Raw genomic sequence first — 14,851 nt, 5'->3', positions numbered from 1 at the left:
ATAATGAAATGTAGAGTTAATTAATGAACGTTAATTCATTCATTAAAAATCCCAGTCCTCGTCTTGCGTCTCCACCGCTTTACCCATCACGTACGACGAGCCGGACCCGGAAAAGAAGTCGTGGTTTTCATCGGCGTTGGGCGACAGCGCCGCGAGGATCGCCGGGTTCACTTCCGCCATTTCCGGTGGGAATAACGCTTCGTAGCCCAGGTTCATCAGCGCCTTGTTGGCGTTGTAGCAGAGGAAGGCTTTTACGTCCTCTTCCCAGCCCGTTCCGGCGTACAGCTCCTCGGTATAGCTCAGCTCGTTGTCATACAGATCCATCAGTAAATCGAGGGCAAAACCTTTGAGTTCCTCGCGTTTTTCCGGGGTGACTTTCTCCAGTCCTTTCTGGTACTTATAGCCGATGTAATACCCGTGTACCGCTTCATCGCGGATGATGAGGCGAATCAAATCGGCGGTATTGGTGAGCTTGCCCCGGCTCGACCAGTACATGGGCAGCCAGAAGCCGGAATAGAAGAGAAAAGATTCCAGGAACACGCTGGCGATCTTCTTCTTCAGCGGCTCGTCGGCCCGGTAATATTCCAGCACCAGATCTGCCTTGCGCTGCAATGACGCGCTCTCTTCGCTCCAGGCGTAGGCCGCGTCCACGTCTCTGGTCTGGCACAGGGTGGAGAAAATCGAGCTGTAAGAGCGGGCATGGACCGCCTCCATAAAGCTGATATTCGACATTACCGCCTCTTCGTGCGGGGTCAGCGCATCACTCATCAGCGCGGGCGCACCCACGGTATTCTGAATGGTGTCCAGCAGCGTCAGGCCGGTAAAGACGCGGATTGTCAGCTGCTGCTCGGCATGGTTCAGGGTTTGCCAGGCCGGAATATCGTTGGAGAGCGGCACCTTTTCCGGCAGCCAGAAGTTGCTGGTCAGGCGGTTCCAGACCTCCAGGTCTTTATCATCCTGAATTTTGTTCCAGTTAACGGCACTTACGCGTGACAGTTTCATCCTTTCTCCTTACAGCGCGCAGGACACGCAGCCTTCAATTTCGGTACCTTCCAGCGCGAGCTGGCGCAGGCGAATGTAGTACAGCGTTTTGATGCCTCTCTTCCAGGCGTAGATCTGCGCTTTATTGATATCCCGCGTGGTGGCGGTGTCCGGGAAGAAGAGCGTCAGCGACAGCCCCTGGTCCACATGTCTGGTCGCCTCGGCGTAGGTATCAATGATCTTTTCCGGGCCGATCTCATAGGCGTCCTGGTACAGAGCCAGATTCTCGTTAGTCATAAACGGGGCAGGGTAGTAGACGCGGCCGGTTTTGCCTTCCTTGCGGATTTCAATCTTCGACACGATCGGATGGATGCTCGACGTGGCATGATTTATATAGGAAATGGAACCGGTTGGCGGAACCGCCTGAAGGTTCTGGTTATAGATGCCGTAGTGCATCACATCCTCACGCAGCTGTTGCCACATCTCACGCGTCGGCAGGGTAATGCCGGCGCGGTCGAAAAGCGCGCGTACTTTTTCGGTTTTCGGCTGCCAGTCGCCTTCCAGATACTGGCTGAAATACTCTCCGCTGGCGTAGCGGGACTGCTCAAAGCCTGCGAACCGCTGGTTGCGTTCGCGCGCCAGCATCATCGAGGTATGCAGCGCATGCCAGGTGATGGTATAGAAATAAAGGTTGGTGAAATCCAGCCCTTCCGGGCTGCCGTAGGCGATACCCTCCCGCGCCAGATAGCCGTGCAGGTTCATCTGCCCAAGGCCGATGGCATGCGACGCGGCGTTGCCCGCCTCAATGGACGGTACGCTGCGGATGTGGCTCATGTCCGATACCGCCGTCAGCCCGCGAATGGCGGTCTCTACCGTGCGGCCAAAATCGGGGGAATCCATGGTGTGGGCAATATTCAGCGAACCGAGATTGCAGGAGATATCTTTGCCGATATCCGCGTAGTCGAGGTTCTCGTCGTAACTGGACGCGCTGTTGACCTGCAAAATCTCCGAGCACAGATTGCTCATGTTGATGCGCCCGGCAATCGGGTTGGCGCGGTTCACCGTATCCTCGTACATGATGTACGGGTACCCGGACTCAAACTGAATTTCGGCAAGCGTCTGGAAAAAGTCGCGGGCGTTAATGTATTTCTTACGAATGCGCTCGTCCGCCACCAGTTCGTCATACAGTTCGCTGATGGCCACATCGCCAAAGGCTTTGCCGTAGATACGCTCGACGTCATACGGCGAGAAAAGCGCCATGTCGGCATTTTCTTTGGCCAGCTTAAACGTGATATCCGGGATCACCACGCCGAGCGACAGGGTTTTAATGCGGATCTTTTCGTCGGCGTTTTCACGTTTGGTATCCAGAAAACGCAGAATGTCCGGATGATGCGCGTGCAGATAAACCGCGCCCGCGCCCTGACGTGCGCCAAGCTGGTTGGCGTATGAGAAGGCATCTTCCAGCATCTTCATCACCGGGATGACACCGGAGGACTGATTTTCGATGCGCTTGATCGGCGCGCCCGCTTCCCGCAGGTTCGAAAGCAGAAATGCCACGCCGCCGCCGCGTTTCGACAGCTGTAGCGCCGAATTCACCGCACGGCCAATCGACTCCATATTGTCTTCAATACGCAGCAGGAAGCAGGAGACCAGCTCGCCGCGCTGGGCTTTGCCGCAGTTAAGGAACGTTGGCGTGGCGGGCTGGAAGCGACCGGAGAGGATCTCCTCCGTCAGTCTTTCAGCCAGGGCTTCATCGCCCTGCGCCAGCGTCAGGGCTACCATCACCACCCGATCTTCAAAGCTTTCTAAATAGCGTTTGCCGTCGAAGGTTTTCAGGGTGTAGCTGGTGTAATACTTCCACGCGCCGAGAAACGTCTGGAAGCGAAAACCGCTGGCGTGCGCCCGTTCAAACAATGCCACCGCGAAGGCGTGGTCGTAGCGGGTCAGGACGCGCTCTTCGTAATAACCCTCTTTTACCAGCCAGTCGAGACGTTCCTGCTGGCTGCCAAAGACGACGCTGTTCGGGCGTACATGAGCGGCAAAAAAGGCGTCCACCGCCTCACGATCTTTGCCAAACTGAATGCGCCCCTCCCGGTCATAGAGGTTTAGCATGGCGTTTAATGCATGGTAATCCGGCGTCGCCTGAATCACGCGCTCTGCGGTTGTCGTTGCCAAAATTCGTTCACTCCTTTACGCACGTTCTCTACGTCCTGCTGTGTCCCCATCAGTTCAAAACGATAGAGATACGGCACGCCGCATTTTTGAGAGATGACATCCCCGGCGCGGGCAAAGGCCTCGCCGAAGTTGCGATTGCCTGCCGCGATCACGCCGCGAATCAGCTGCCGGTTATGGGGGTCGTTAAGAAAGCGGATCACCTGACGAGGCACAGCCCCCGCGGTGCCGCCACCGCCATAGCTGGGCACTACCAGAATGTAGGGTTCGTCTACCTGAATACGCTCCCGCTCGTTCAGCGGAATGCGAATCGCGGGCAGCCCGATACGCTCCATAAACCGAAGCGTGTTTTCCGAGCTGCTGGAAAAGTAGACCAGCCTGCTCATGCACTGACGCCCTGAGCGGCAAGGCGGTTGATCATGTCCGGACGAAAGCCAGACCAGCTGGTGTCGCCGGCAACCACAACCGGAAGCTGACGGAAACCTTGCGCCCGCAGGGTGTCTGCCGCGTCAGGCACCTGATCTATATTGACCATCTCAAATGCCACGCCGCGGCTCTCCATCGCCCGTTTCGTGGCGTGGCACTGAACACAATCGTTACGAGTGTAAATAATAATGCTCATGATTCGTATTTCCATTTAGAATGAGAGAACGGCGCGAGTAAACGCGTCATGTTGTGTCTGTCTTGCTAAAGGGAATACTAGATGTAGTTGAGATAACTTTCAACCACACAAGATATGGGAAATTCAGATTGATAAGGCCCCAATGATGAGCCTGGCGGGGCAGGGCGAACTGCGCGGGTTTTCCAGGCTTTCAGGCAAAGAAAAGCCCCGGCGCCTGAGGCTGCCGGGGCTGAGAACGCGTGCTTACTTACGCAGGCTAAGCAGGGCGCCGACAAAAATCCCGACTGCCGCGACCGTTCCCAGCGTACACAGCGGTTTTTCACGTACGAAGGTGGTGGCGCAGCTGGCCATATCGCAGGCCGCCTGAGTGGTACGTGAGCGGCCATTCATCCTTGCGCGCGTTTCACGCAGCAGAGACTGAGCCTTACGTTTCGCGGCATCTGCTTCGTCCTTCGCGTCAGAGCCCCAGGATTTCAATACGGCTTCCAGCGTGTCCGCTAATTGGCTGACATCGTTACGAATATCCTGGGTGTCGTCGTTAATATCGTTTCGGTTCGGTCTGTTAAACATACGATCCTCCATAATTTGTGTTCCCGTTTAGTTTAGTCCAGAAATGTAATATCTGAAGCGAGTCACGGCTTAACGGGCAGTTTATGGAATATTCTGAAAGCCCTGCTAATGCTGAATACTGTAAGGTTGCCCGGCAGGTATGATAATGAGGAAAAGATATGTATTTACGACCCGATGAGGTGGCGCGCGTTCTTGAAAAAGAAGGGTTCACCATGGATGAGGTAACATCAAAAGCGTACGGATATCGCCGTGGTGAGAATTATGTTTACGTCAACCGTGAAGCAAGAATGGGGCGTACTGCTCTCATTATTCACCCGACACTCAAAGACAGAAGCCTGTCATTTGCTGAGCCCGCCTCGGATATTAAAACCTGCGATCATTATCAGCAATTTCCGCTCTATTTAGGCGGCGAGACGCATGAACATTATGGTATTCCGCACGGTTTCAGCTCGCGTATGGCGCTGGAGCGTTTCCTGAAAGGGCTGTTTGGCGACGTACAATAACTCAGCGACTGGCATGAGCCAGTCGCCTTATCTTACGCTTTTGCCTGGCTATAAGGGCTGACTTTAAACAGGCGGCGGCAGTAGTCAAGGAAGTAACCGTACACCGCACCCATCAGCATAGATACCACGATATTTGAACTTACCGCGGCGGCGATTTGATGCCAGTCTGCGCCCACCGTCAGCAAAATAACCACATACACCGGGGACTGGAACGTCACGTAAGCCAGCACGTCCGCCAGGTTTTTTACCCAACCTGCCGGGCTAATACGCCGGGCGAAACGCATCACCGCATCGCGATACATTCCGTACGGCCAGGCAATCATGATATTCACCGGAATGGCCACCAGGCGCGATGAGAGGGACTGCTCAAAGGTCATTCCGGACAGGAAAATTTCAATCAGCATGTTTACGACGGAACAGTAAACGACCATCGCGAACGTATCCGCTACCGCATGGCGCAGGCGAGACTGCGGTGAGAACATGTCTGAACTCCTCGAACAGGACAAAAAAGTGGCGTTTTTACCTGCGGCGTTTAGTGCTTTAGGTTTGTTTGTTTTGAGTGTATAGCGTATCCCTCTGGCTTTTAACTAACAAGTAGTGATTAATTTTTATTTATGGGCGCTTTGTCCATAAAATTCTCTAAAGTTGGCTGTTTTTTGTGCGAGTCGTTATTTTCTTTCCCATCCACCGTTTTATTAAACGAAATCAAACTATTAGCTTATCTGAGCAAGCGTATAACGTTTGTTATTCGGAGGATGCCGGGCGGTTTTTTGAACGGTATTAAACAGGGGTTTTTGACCAGGTGCAGGACGGAATATTACGCATTAAAACTGACAGGTTATTCGGGGTTATATTAACGGGATATTCTAAAACATTTACAATAATGTCAAAACGACAGAGTGGGTGGATATCAGAACAAAAATCAATTATTCTGTTGCCTGATTTATGTTATACACACGAAGAAAGGTTTCTCATTATTATGGCTTTAACGTTACAGAATCTTAATAATATCCGTACGCTCCGGGCGCTGGCGCGTGAATTATCCATGGATGTTCTGGAAGAAGTGCTGGAAAAAGTTCGGATTGTCACAGAAGAAAAACGCAGCGAGCAGGCTGAATTAGAGCGCCAGCGCGCTGAACAGCAGGATAAAATTAATGCTCTGCTGGAACTGATGAAGGCAGACGGTATTTCCCCGAGCGATCTGTTAGGCGGAGAACTGGCTCATGCGGGCCAGCCGGCTAAAAAACGTAAAGCGCGTGCGGCGAAATATCGTTTCATCGACGCGAACGGTGAAGAGAAAACGTGGACCGGTCAAGGACGTACGCCAAAGCCAATTGCGAACGCACTGGCAAACGGTAAATCGCTGGACGATTTCCTGATCTGATGATTATTCGGGCGGTGTATTCCGCCCGATTATTGACTTAGCAGACGCCAAAGTCACCTTCTTCGGAGTACAGAACTACGTCCGCCGCTTTCAGGTGATATTTCTCGCCCTGCTCATTGCTGGCCTGCACGGCCACAATGTTTTCACCATTCACTTCGAGCACTTTCAGTTTCGGACCGCCCTGACGCGGTTGGACATAATCACCGACAGAAAACATAGCACCTCCTCATCATTGTCACGATCTTCACCATAGCCCACGTCCGGGGCGGGGTACAGCCTAATCTTTCAGATACCCCTTATCAGGTACGTCGGTTCCACGGCATCACTTTCAGCAGTCGCGCCATACCGCAAAAACCTGTCACTCCGGCGAACAGCAGCCCGGCGCCCACAAAACCGCTTAGCAGGAAAAAGCCGCTGGAGACGCTGTAACCCAGCACCACGCCGCAGAGAATCAGCAGCCCGGCGGCGATCTGCACCTGACGCATCAGCGGAAGCGGCTGCGATTTATCTTCAACGGTCAGCAGACCGGCCTGCTTCCAGCCCTGAATGCCTCCCTCAACCACAAAGGCGTTCGCAGGGGACGCTGCCCGGGCAAGACGAGCATCATTGTTTGCGGTTCTTGCGCCAGACTGACAGTGGAAAATCACCGTTTCTCCCGGCACTGCGTTAAGCCCGCCGGGTAACGAATCCAGCGGAATGGAGTGCGCCGCTGGAATATGCTCGCGGGCATACTCGTCGGGGTCGCGAATATCGATAAGTTTGGCGCCTTCAGCAATAAGCGCGTTTGCCTGCTGCGGCGAAATAAGAGGAAGAGGCATTGTGTTTCCTTACGGTCAATTTCAGAACAGTAGAGCATTTAAGGCAGGGTTTCAGCCAGTGTAAAGAGGGTAAAGGCAGGTAAAAGCGCGAGAGACGAATGGCAGTTACCCGTAAACTGGCTACGCTTAGAGAAGTGTCTTTTATAATTTTCAATTGGTTAGCTTGCACGGAGTTATTTATGGGTTTTTGGCGCGTTGTTTTTACGATTATTCTCCCGCCGCTGGGCGTGCTGCTTGGCAAGGGACTGGGCTGGGCGTTTATCCTGAACATCCTTTTGACCATCCTGGGTTACTTCCCGGGTCTTATCCACGCGTTTTGGGTTCAGACGAAAAGCTAGGTACGCCACAATAGATCACTGTAGATCCGGGTCAGCGCGCCCTCGGGGCCAAACTGCTGTTTGATCCAGCGCGTGACCTGACCGGTCGCCGCATGCTGCGTGGCGAGCAGCATGCGCGAGTCCTGGCGCGGATTATTGATTCGCCGCTTTACCAGCAGCCCGTCCTCCACCGCCTCACGCGTCATATACTCCGGTAAAAATCCAATACCTTCCCCCAGGATCTGACACTGACATTTGGTGTTAAAGTCCGGTACCAGAATCGCCTCCTGACCGTGAAGCAGCCAGCCGACCTTCTTGTTGATGGTATGCGCGGTGTCCTCGACCATGATATTGGGATACAGACGCAGCTGACTTTCGGAAATGGGCTCCGGGGCGAACGCCAGCGGATGCGTGGGCGCGATGGCAAATACCCAGCGGATCGCGCCTATCTCGGTGTAATCGATGCCCCCGCCATCCAGCAGCGTATCCGGCGCGCCAATGGCGATGTTGGCCTGATTATTAATGATGGAATCCCAGACGCCGTTATACACCTCGGTCGTCACCGTGATTTGGCAGGTAGGAAACTGTTTTTTCAGCACCTGGAGCAAACGCGCGGTATGGCGTGGCGTATACAAAAGCTGATTAATGCAGATGCGCACCCGCGTCTCAATGCCCTGCGAAATGGTATCAATCCCGCGCTTGATGGCATGAAAGTCATTCAGCAGGTCGGTCGCTTTACGATAAAAATAAAAACCGGATTCGGTCAGCTCAATGCTGCGCGTGTTGCGTACAAACAGCACCACGTCCAGCCCGGTCTCCATGCGTTTGATGGTGTAACTGATGGCGGAAGTGGTCACGCCCAGCTCGGCAGCCGCTTTGCTAAAACTGCCAAAACGTGCCGCGGTGGTGAAGGCCAGCAAATTCTCTTCGGTAAAGATGGAATTCATATTATGGCTCCTGGTTACCATCAGTTTTGAACATATTTTAACACCGGCGTTACATCATAGTTGATGTCGGTCACAGTTCTGGGTTTTTACGTAGAGCCGCGCTGTGTAAGGCTTTTTCATTCATAAGGATAATGCAGCCCGAGGCGCGTAAAAGCGGTAAACCATAAGAAAAAGGTTGCACAGACGCACGTTTTTGCCGGACTGTTGAATTTAACTCAACAATGAATTGCGTGTCGATGAATCATTTTTAAGCGGATTCTTTTATGACCAGGCTGTTGCTATTCTCAGGTCATCAGAAGTGAAACATAGGGAGTCTGAATATGTCTGCAACTGCACTGGTTACAGAATTTTTGCTGGCGGCAGAAGAGGGTAATATCGACGCGCTAAAAGCCTGCCTGGAAAAAGGCGTGGATATTAACGCGACCAACCGCCAGAAAAGAACCGCCATTATTATTGCCAGCCTGAAAAAGCATTACGCCTGTGTGGAATTTTTAATTTCCGCCGGGGCGGATATTGATAAACAGGACCAGACCTGTTTTAACCCCTTCCTGATCGGCTGCCTGACCAATGATTTAACCCTGCTGCGCATTGTCCTTCCGGCGGATCCGGATCTCGACCGTCTGACGCGCTTTGGCGGCGTGGGCATTACCCCCGCCAGTGAAAAAGGGCACGTTGAAATCGTGCGCGAGCTGCTGGAAAAAACCGACATTAACGTCAACCACACCAATTTTGTCGGCTGGACGCCGCTGCTTGAGGCCATCGTGTTAAACGACGGCGGCGCAAAGCAGCAGGAAATTGTGAAGCTGCTGCTGGATCACGGCGCGAATCCGCACATGACTGATAAATACGGCAAAACCCCGCTCGAACTGGCGCGGGAAAAAGGCTTCAACGCGATCGCAGACCTGCTGCTGGCGGCAGGCGCATAGCGCATTCGGTCAGCCTTCCCCAGGCTGGCCGTGAATCAAAAAACGCATTGTTACCGACGTGCATTTAGCACGACGGCGGCCCCCTTTTATCTTAAACAGGTGAAAATAATGCCAACCAAAATCGTCATAAAAAAGAATACGTATTTCGATTCGGTTTCCTTAATGTCGGTTTCCACCAAAGCCAATAAATTGCCGGGCGTCGAGCAGGCGTTTGTGGCGATGGCGACGGAAATGAACAAAGGGGTATTAAAAAACCTCGGGCTATTAACGCCGGAATTAGCGGACGCGAAAAACGGCGACCTGATGATCGTTATTAAAGGCGACGCGGCGAATGAGGAAACCCTTGCCGCCATTGAAGCGTTATTCACGCGTAAAGAGAGCGCTGGCTCCCATGAAGCACGCTACGCGACAATTGCCAGCGCCAAAACCCATCGTCCGGACAGCAACCTTGCGGTGATATCCGTCAACGGCACCTTCGCCGCCCGCGAAGCGCGCCAGGCGCTGGAAAACGATCTCAACGTAATGCTGTTTTCCGATAATGTGTCGCTCGACGACGAGCTGGCGCTGAAGCAGCTGGCGCATGACAAAGGATTGCTAATGATGGGGCCGGACTGCGGCACCGCCATTATCAACGGCGCGGGGCTGTGCTTTGCCAACGCGGTACGTCGCGGGCCAATTGGCATCGTTGGCGCCTCCGGCACCGGTAGCCAGGAGCTGAGCGTGCGCATTCACGAGTTCGGCGGCGGCGTGTCGCAGCTGATCGGCACCGGCGGGCGCGATCTCAGCGAGAAGATTGGCGGCCTGATGATGCTCGACGCCATCGACATGCTGGAGGCGGACGACGCGACCCGGGTGATAGCGCTCATCTCCAAACCGCCTGCACCCGTGGTGGCAGAGAAGGTGCTGGCCCGGGCACGCGCCTGCCGCAAGCCTGTGGTTGTGTGCTTCCTGGGCCGCAACGAACCGCCAGCCGATGAAGACGGCTTGCAGTTTGCTCGTGGCACCAAAGAGGCGGCCCTGAAAGCGGTGCTGCTTACCGGCATTAAAAAAGACTCTCTGAATTTACATCCGCTCAATTGGCCGCTGATCGAAGAGGTGCGCGCCCGCCTGACGCCGCGGCAGAAGTACATTCGCGGCCTGTTCTGCGGCGGCACCCTGTGCGACGAAGCGATGTTTGCCGCGCTGGAGAAGTTTGACGATGTTTACAGCAACATCCAGCCGGATCCGGCCAGGCGTCTGAAGGACATCAGCGTCAGCCAGGCCCACACCTTCCTTGATTTCGGTGACGACGATTTCACCAACGGCAAACCACACCCGATGATCGACCCGACCAACCGCATCAGCCGCCTGCTACAGGAGGCGCGCGATCCGCAGGTGGGCGTCATCGTGATGGACTTCGTGCTGGGCTTTGGCGCACACGAGGATCCGGTGGGGGTGATGATCGAGGCGATCAAAGAGGCACAGGCAATCGCGAAAGCCGACAACCGTCCGCTGGAAATTCTCGGCTACGTGCTCGGCACCGATCAGGATCCGCAGTCGCTGGCCCAGCAGTGCCAGCTGCTGACCGACGCAGGCGTCATCTGGGCCAGCAGCAGCACCAATACCGGATTACTGGCACGCGAATTTGTCTGCAAAGGGGAGAGAGCATAATGACGACCTTATTCAACCAACCGCTGAACGTGATTAACGTCGGGATTGCGATGTTCAGCGACGACCTCAAAAAACAGCACGTTCCCGTGACCCAGCTCGACTGGACGCCGCCGGGGCAGGGCAATATGCAGGTGGTGGACGCGCTGGATCGGCTGGCGGAAAAACCGCTGGCGGAGAAAATTGCCGCCGCGAACAACATTGCCCTTGAACGCATTATTCAGTCCCATCCGGTGCTGGTGGGCTATGACCAGGCCATCAACGTGGTGCCGGGCATGACCCGCACCACCATTCTGCACGCCGGTCCGCCTGTTACCTGGGAAAACATGTGTGGGGCGATGAAGGGCGCGGTCACCGGCGCGCTGGTGTTTGAAGGGCTGGCGACGGATCTGGAGGACGCCGCAAGGCTGGCGGCTTCAGGGAAGATCACCTTCTCGCCGTGCCACGAGCACGACTGTGTGGGCTCTATGGCGGGCGTCACCTCCGCGTCGATGTTTATGCACATCGTTGAGAACAAAACCTACGGCAACCGCGCCTTCACCAACCTCAGCGAGCAGATGGCGAAGATCCTGCGCATGGGGGCCAACGATCAGAGCGTGATCGACCGCCTGAACTGGATGCGCGACGTGCTCGGCCCAATGCTGCGCGACGCGATGAAGATTATCGGCGAAATCGACCTGCGCCTGATGCTGGCCCAGGCGCTGCACATGGGCGACGAGTGCCACAACCGCAACAACGCGGGCACCACGCTGCTTATCCAGGCGCTGACGCCGGGGCTGATCCAGGCGGGCTATCCGGTGACGCAGCAGCGTGAAGTGTTCGAATTTGTCGCCAGCAGCGACTACTTCTCCGGTCCGACGTGGATGGCGATGTGTAAGGCCGCGCTGGATGCCGCCCACGGCATTGAGTACAGCACCGTCGTCACCACCATGGCGCGCAACGGCTACGAGTTCGGCCTGCGCGTTTCCGGCCTGCCGGGGCAGTGGTTCACCGGCCCGGCGCAGCAGGTGATCGGCCCGATGTTCGCGGGCTATAAGCCGGAAGACTCCGGGCTGGATATCGGCGACAGCGCGATTACCGAAACCTACGGCATCGGCGGCTTTGCGATGGCGACGGCCCCGGCAATCGTGGCGCTGGTGGGCGGCACGGTGGAGGAAGCCATCGATTTCTCCCGCCAGATGCGCGAAATCACTCTCGGCGAAAACCCGAACGTCACCATTCCGCTGCTGTCGTTTATGGGCATCCCGTCCGCCATCGACATCACGAAGGTCGCGGGCAGCGGCATTCTGCCGGTCATTAATACCGCCATTGCCCATAAGGACGCCGGTATCGGCATGATTGGGGCGGGCATCGTTCACCCGCCGTTTAGCTGTTTTGAAAAGGCACTGTTAACCTTCCGCGATCGCTACGTTCTATAAGGTATGCATCCATGAAAAACATGAAACTGGAGTGGAAAAGAGGTGACTGGGCAGCTTATTTCGGGTTGATGACCAACAACCTGACCAATTTGCTGACCATGATGGGGTTGCTCATTTTTGTCGTCGGCATCCCGAAGGAGATTGTTTATGGACGCATCGCGCCAGCCTTCGGTCTGGCGGTGCTGGTGGCGAGTCTTTGCTATACGTGGTTTGGCCTGCAAATGGCGCGCGCCACCGGACGAACGGACGTCACCGCGCTGCCGTCCGGCCCGAGCGCGCCGTCGATTTTTACCGTGACCTTCCTGGTCTTAATGCCGGTTTACCAGCAAACCGGCGATGCGGATTTCGCGATTCAGATTGGCCTGGTATGGTGCTTTGTGGAAGCGATGATCCTCGCGGGCGGTTCCTTCCTGGGGGAAACCATCCGCAAGATGATCCCGCGTACCGTGCTGCTGTCGTGCCTGTCCGGTCTTGGCCTGCTCCTGCTGGCGATGAACCCGATGTTGCAGGCGTTCGAAGCGCCGACCGTGTCGTTTATCGTCCTGCTGCTGATCTTCATTAACTGGTTCGGTAAAAAGCCGATTTTCGCCCGCATCCCGACCGGCCTGCTGCTGTTGATTGCCGGTACTCTGCTTGCGTGGATCTCCGGACTGCAAAGCCCGGATGCCATTAAAGCGTCCATGTCATCCTTCGGCTTTAACCCGCCGGAAGTGCATGTGGACAGCTTTATGCAGGGGTTGCCGCATGCGCTGCCGTATCTGGCGTCCGCCGTACCGCTGGGGCTGGCGAACTACATCTTTGACCTGGAGAACATCGAAAGCGCCCATGCGGCGGGGGATGAATACCCGACCCGCAAGGTAATGCTGGCGAACGGTCTGGCCTCCATGCTCGGCTGCCTGATGGGCAATCCGTTCCCGGTCACGGTCTACGTCGGCCATCCTGGCTGGAAAGCGATGGGCGCCAGCATCGGCTACACCCTGGCGTCCGGCGTGACCATGTTCATCGTGCCGCTGTTCGGGCTGGGGGCCTTTATGCTCGCCATCATCCCGATGACCGCCATCGTGCCGATTCTGGTGTTTATCGGCGTTGTCACCGCCAACCAGGTGGTGAGGGAAACCCCGAAAGTGGAAGTGCCCGTCATCTTCATCTGCCTGTTCCCGTGGATTGCCAACTGGGCGCTGACCATGATGAACAGCGTGATGAGCGCGGCGGGGACCAGCGCGGCGAAAATTGGCACCGACGTGCTGCACAGCAAGGGGATCTACTACGAAGGCCTGATGCATCTCGGCAACGGCGCGCCGCTCGCCAGCATGCTCTGGGGCTGTATCGCCATCTTCGCCATCATCAACAAACCGCTGCGCGGGGCCGTCGCGGCGGCCGGTGGCGCGCTGCTGGCGCTGTTTGGCGTGATCCACGCGCCGGTGGTGGGCTTTGCCGAGGGCAGTTCCCTGATGTTCGTCACGGCCTACCTGATGATGGGCGGGATGTTTGTGGTGAAGCATGTTCTCGATATCTCTGTTAATCCCCCTCTCCCAGTGGGAGAGGGCCAGGGTGAGGGCGCCAGAACGCACCTTCTAAAGGAAACAAAATGAAAGAGCTTATGGTCGTTGCCATCGGCGGCAACAGCATTATCAAAGACAACGCCAGCCAGTCGATTGAGCATCAGGCGCAGGCGGTCAAAGCGGTGGCTGAGTCGGTGCTCGAAATGCTGGCCTCGGACTATGACATCGTGCTCACCCACGGCAACGGCCCTCAGGTGGGGCTGGATCTGCGCCGCGCCGAGATCGCCCACGAGCGGGAAGGGCTGCCGCTGACCCCGCTGGCAAACTGCGTGGCGGATACCCAGGGCGGCATCGGCTACCTGATCCAACAGGCGCTCAACAACCGCCTGGCGGCGCGCGGGGAACAAAAAGCGGTCACGGTCGTCACGCAGGTGGAGGTGGATAAAAATGATCCTGGATTTATGCACCCGACGAAACCCATCGGCGCGTTCTTCAGCGAGGCGCAGCGCGACGATCTGCAACTTGCGCATCCGGACTGGCATTTTGTCGAGGATTCAGGCCGGGGCTATCGCCGCGTGGTGGCTTCACCGCAGCCGCGGCGCATTGTCGAGGCGGATGCCATCAAGGCGCTGACGCAGAAAGGATTTGTGGTGATCGGCGCGGGCGGCGGAGGCATTCCTGTGGTGCGCAGTGACCAGGGCGATTATCAGAACGTGGACGCGGTGATAGATAAAGATCTCTCCACCGCGCTGCTGGCGCGCGAGATCGGCGCCGACGTGCTGGTGATCACCACCGGCGTGGAGAAAGTGTGCGTGAACTTCGGCAAGCCGAACCAGCAGGCGCTGGATACCGTCAACGTGGCGCAGATGACGCGCTACAGGGATGAAGGCCACTTCCCTGCGGGCAGCATGTTGCCAAAAATCGTCGCTTCGCTGGAATTTTTACGCCATGGCGGCAGGCGCGTGATCATCACCTCGCCGGACTGCCTGCCCGCAGCGCTGCGCGGTGAAACGGGGACCCACATTGTTAACGAAGGAAGATAAG

17 protein-coding genes are annotated in these 14,851 nt (G+C 56.1%); 8 read left to right on the top strand and 9 right to left on the bottom strand.

Translation table 11 applies throughout. The features are described 5' to 3' along the window. Nucleotides 1–42: 42 nt before the first annotated feature. The 5 genes from nrdF to ACQG2Q_RS18055 all read right to left on the bottom strand — a co-directional run bounded on the left by nrdF (nt 43) and on the right by ACQG2Q_RS18055 (nt 4,345). Nucleotides 43–1,002 carry a class 1b ribonucleoside-diphosphate reductase subunit beta gene (gene nrdF / locus ACQG2Q_RS18075; RefSeq protein ID WP_063849434.1) on the bottom strand — a complete coding sequence of 320 codons (960 nt, stop codon included), beginning with the start codon at nt 1,000–1,002 and terminating at the stop codon, nt 43–45. Between the two features lie 9 nt (nt 1,003–1,011). Next, entirely contained in the window at nt 1,012–3,156 is a 2,145-nt protein-coding gene (gene nrdE / locus ACQG2Q_RS18070; protein WP_058646224.1) for a class 1b ribonucleoside-diphosphate reductase subunit alpha, read from the bottom strand. Further along, a complete protein-coding gene (gene nrdI, locus ACQG2Q_RS18065) occupies nt 3,129–3,539 on the bottom strand; it encodes a class Ib ribonucleoside-diphosphate reductase assembly flavoprotein NrdI (protein WP_063849433.1) in 411 nt (136 codons plus the stop codon). Before nrdI ends, nrdE begins: the two co-directional genes overlap by 28 nt. Continuing rightward, the gene (nrdH, locus tag ACQG2Q_RS18060; RefSeq protein WP_017382770.1) at nt 3,536–3,775 is read right to left on the bottom strand and encodes a glutaredoxin-like protein NrdH; all 240 of its coding nucleotides are present in this window, start codon (nt 3,773–3,775) and stop codon (nt 3,536–3,538) included. Before nrdH ends, nrdI begins: the two co-directional genes overlap by 4 nt. Nucleotides 3,776–4,018: 243 nt before the next feature. After that, complete coding sequence (locus tag ACQG2Q_RS18055) at nt 4,019–4,345, bottom strand: DUF883 domain-containing protein (protein ID WP_017382769.1); 327 nt, start codon at nt 4,343–4,345, stop codon at nt 4,019–4,021. 158 nt (nt 4,346–4,503) lie between these two features. Between ACQG2Q_RS18055 and ACQG2Q_RS18050 the strand changes: the two genes are divergently transcribed. Next, nucleotides 4,504–4,848, top strand: a complete 345-nt coding sequence (locus ACQG2Q_RS18050; RefSeq protein WP_006811693.1) for a DUF2002 family protein — start codon at nt 4,504–4,506, stop codon at nt 4,846–4,848. Nucleotides 4,849–4,880: 32 nt separating this feature from the next. On the opposite strand, the gene alaE is transcribed toward ACQG2Q_RS18050, so the two are convergent. After that, nucleotides 4,881–5,330, bottom strand: a complete 450-nt coding sequence (gene alaE / locus ACQG2Q_RS18045) for an L-alanine exporter AlaE (protein ID WP_022649127.1) — start codon at nt 5,328–5,330, stop codon at nt 4,881–4,883. Nucleotides 5,331–5,827: 497 nt separating this feature from the next. On the opposite strand from alaE, the gene stpA reads away from it, so the two are divergent. After that, nucleotides 5,828–6,232: a DNA-binding protein StpA gene (gene stpA / locus ACQG2Q_RS18040; RefSeq protein WP_022649126.1), complete on the top strand. Its 405-nt coding sequence runs from the start codon at nt 5,828–5,830 to the stop codon at nt 6,230–6,232. Between the two features lie 37 nt (nt 6,233–6,269). Here the strand turns inward: stpA and ACQG2Q_RS18035 are convergent, their stop codons facing one another. Together ACQG2Q_RS18035 and ACQG2Q_RS18030 are read right to left on the bottom strand one after the other, a co-directional pair. Further along, nucleotides 6,270–6,449 carry a hypothetical protein gene (locus tag ACQG2Q_RS18035; RefSeq protein WP_006811690.1) on the bottom strand — a complete coding sequence of 60 codons (180 nt, stop codon included), beginning with the start codon at nt 6,447–6,449 and terminating at the stop codon, nt 6,270–6,272. Nucleotides 6,450–6,531: 82 nt separating this feature from the next. Continuing rightward, complete coding sequence (locus ACQG2Q_RS18030) at nt 6,532–7,050, bottom strand: rhodanese family protein (protein WP_063849432.1); 519 nt, start codon at nt 7,048–7,050, stop codon at nt 6,532–6,534. A gap of 179 nt (nt 7,051–7,229) precedes the next feature. Between ACQG2Q_RS18030 and ACQG2Q_RS18025 the strand changes: the two genes are divergently transcribed. After that, complete coding sequence (locus ACQG2Q_RS18025; RefSeq protein ID WP_003862203.1) at nt 7,230–7,388, top strand: YqaE/Pmp3 family membrane protein; 159 nt, start codon at nt 7,230–7,232, stop codon at nt 7,386–7,388. Here the strand turns inward: ACQG2Q_RS18025 and ACQG2Q_RS18020 are convergent. Further along, the gene (locus ACQG2Q_RS18020) at nt 7,385–8,314 is read right to left on the bottom strand and encodes a LysR substrate-binding domain-containing protein (protein WP_032625925.1); all 930 of its coding nucleotides are present in this window, start codon (nt 8,312–8,314) and stop codon (nt 7,385–7,387) included. The genes ACQG2Q_RS18025 and ACQG2Q_RS18020 overlap by 4 nt on opposite strands. A 320-nt stretch (nt 8,315–8,634) precedes the next feature. Between ACQG2Q_RS18020 and ACQG2Q_RS18015 the strand changes: the two genes are divergently transcribed. The 5 genes from ACQG2Q_RS18015 (at nt 8,635) to ACQG2Q_RS17995 (ending at nt 14,850) form a co-directional block, all read left to right on the top strand. Then, on the top strand, nt 8,635–9,240 hold the full coding sequence (locus ACQG2Q_RS18015) for an ankyrin repeat domain-containing protein (protein WP_032625916.1): 606 nt from the start codon (nt 8,635–8,637) through the stop codon (nt 9,238–9,240). 108 nt (nt 9,241–9,348) lie between these two features. Beyond that, on the top strand, nt 9,349–10,890 hold the full coding sequence (fdrA, locus tag ACQG2Q_RS18010) for an acyl-CoA synthetase FdrA (protein ID WP_063849431.1): 1,542 nt from the start codon (nt 9,349–9,351) through the stop codon (nt 10,888–10,890). Further along, the gene (locus ACQG2Q_RS18005) at nt 10,890–12,305 is read left to right on the top strand and encodes a DUF1116 domain-containing protein (RefSeq protein WP_048965960.1); all 1,416 of its coding nucleotides are present in this window, start codon (nt 10,890–10,892) and stop codon (nt 12,303–12,305) included. The genes fdrA and ACQG2Q_RS18005 overlap by 1 nt, the downstream gene beginning before the upstream one ends. A gap of 11 nt (nt 12,306–12,316) precedes the next feature. After that, nucleotides 12,317–13,897 carry a hypothetical protein gene (locus ACQG2Q_RS18000; protein ID WP_022649120.1) on the top strand — a complete coding sequence of 527 codons (1,581 nt, stop codon included), beginning with the start codon at nt 12,317–12,319 and terminating at the stop codon, nt 13,895–13,897. After that, nucleotides 13,894–14,850 (top strand): carbamate kinase family protein, encoded by a 957-nt coding sequence (locus ACQG2Q_RS17995; RefSeq protein ID WP_426759251.1) that lies wholly within the window; start codon nt 13,894–13,896, stop codon nt 14,848–14,850. Before ACQG2Q_RS18000 ends, ACQG2Q_RS17995 begins: the two co-directional genes overlap by 4 nt. Nucleotide 14,851: the final 1 nt, after the last annotated feature.

It is taken from the genome of Enterobacter cloacae complex sp. 370H10, assembly GCF_050031535.1.
Classification (GTDB): domain Bacteria; phylum Pseudomonadota; class Gammaproteobacteria; order Enterobacterales; family Enterobacteriaceae; genus Enterobacter; species Enterobacter intestinihominis.
This window is presented reverse-complemented; position numbering and strand designations above follow the sequence as displayed.

What these genes read in the sequence shown, in the direction of transcription:
- nrdF (WP_063849434.1), bottom strand. Translation starts at nt 1,002, where the DNA reads ATGAAACTGTCACGCGTAAGTGCCGTTAACTGGAACAAAATTCAGGAT.
- nrdI (WP_063849433.1), bottom strand. Translation starts at nt 3,539, where the DNA reads ATGAGCAGGCTGGTCTACTTTTCCAGCAGCTCGGAAAACACGCTTCGG.
- nrdH (WP_017382770.1), bottom strand. Translation starts at nt 3,775, where the DNA reads ATGAGCATTATTATTTACACTCGTAACGATTGTGTTCAGTGCCACGCC.
- ACQG2Q_RS18055 (WP_017382769.1), bottom strand. Translation starts at nt 4,345, where the DNA reads ATGTTTAACAGACCGAACCGAAACGATATTAACGACGACACCCAGGAT.
- ACQG2Q_RS18050 (WP_006811693.1), top strand. Translation starts at nt 4,504, where the DNA reads ATGTATTTACGACCCGATGAGGTGGCGCGCGTTCTTGAAAAAGAAGGG.
- alaE (WP_022649127.1), bottom strand. Translation starts at nt 5,330, where the DNA reads ATGTTCTCACCGCAGTCTCGCCTGCGCCATGCGGTAGCGGATACGTTC.
- stpA (WP_022649126.1), top strand. Translation starts at nt 5,828, where the DNA reads ATGGCTTTAACGTTACAGAATCTTAATAATATCCGTACGCTCCGGGCG.
- ACQG2Q_RS18035 (WP_006811690.1), bottom strand. Translation starts at nt 6,449, where the DNA reads ATGTTTTCTGTCGGTGATTATGTCCAACCGCGTCAGGGCGGTCCGAAA.
- ACQG2Q_RS18030 (WP_063849432.1), bottom strand. Translation starts at nt 7,050, where the DNA reads ATGCCTCTTCCTCTTATTTCGCCGCAGCAGGCAAACGCGCTTATTGCT.
- ACQG2Q_RS18025 (WP_003862203.1), top strand. Translation starts at nt 7,230, where the DNA reads ATGGGTTTTTGGCGCGTTGTTTTTACGATTATTCTCCCGCCGCTGGGC.
- ACQG2Q_RS18020 (WP_032625925.1), bottom strand. Translation starts at nt 8,314, where the DNA reads ATGAATTCCATCTTTACCGAAGAGAATTTGCTGGCCTTCACCACCGCG.
- ACQG2Q_RS18015 (WP_032625916.1), top strand. Translation starts at nt 8,635, where the DNA reads ATGTCTGCAACTGCACTGGTTACAGAATTTTTGCTGGCGGCAGAAGAG.
- fdrA (WP_063849431.1), top strand. Translation starts at nt 9,349, where the DNA reads ATGCCAACCAAAATCGTCATAAAAAAGAATACGTATTTCGATTCGGTT.
- ACQG2Q_RS18005 (WP_048965960.1), top strand. Translation starts at nt 10,890, where the DNA reads ATGACGACCTTATTCAACCAACCGCTGAACGTGATTAACGTCGGGATT.
- ACQG2Q_RS18000 (WP_022649120.1), top strand. Translation starts at nt 12,317, where the DNA reads ATGAAAAACATGAAACTGGAGTGGAAAAGAGGTGACTGGGCAGCTTAT.
- ACQG2Q_RS17995 (WP_426759251.1), top strand. Translation starts at nt 13,894, where the DNA reads ATGAAAGAGCTTATGGTCGTTGCCATCGGCGGCAACAGCATTATCAAA.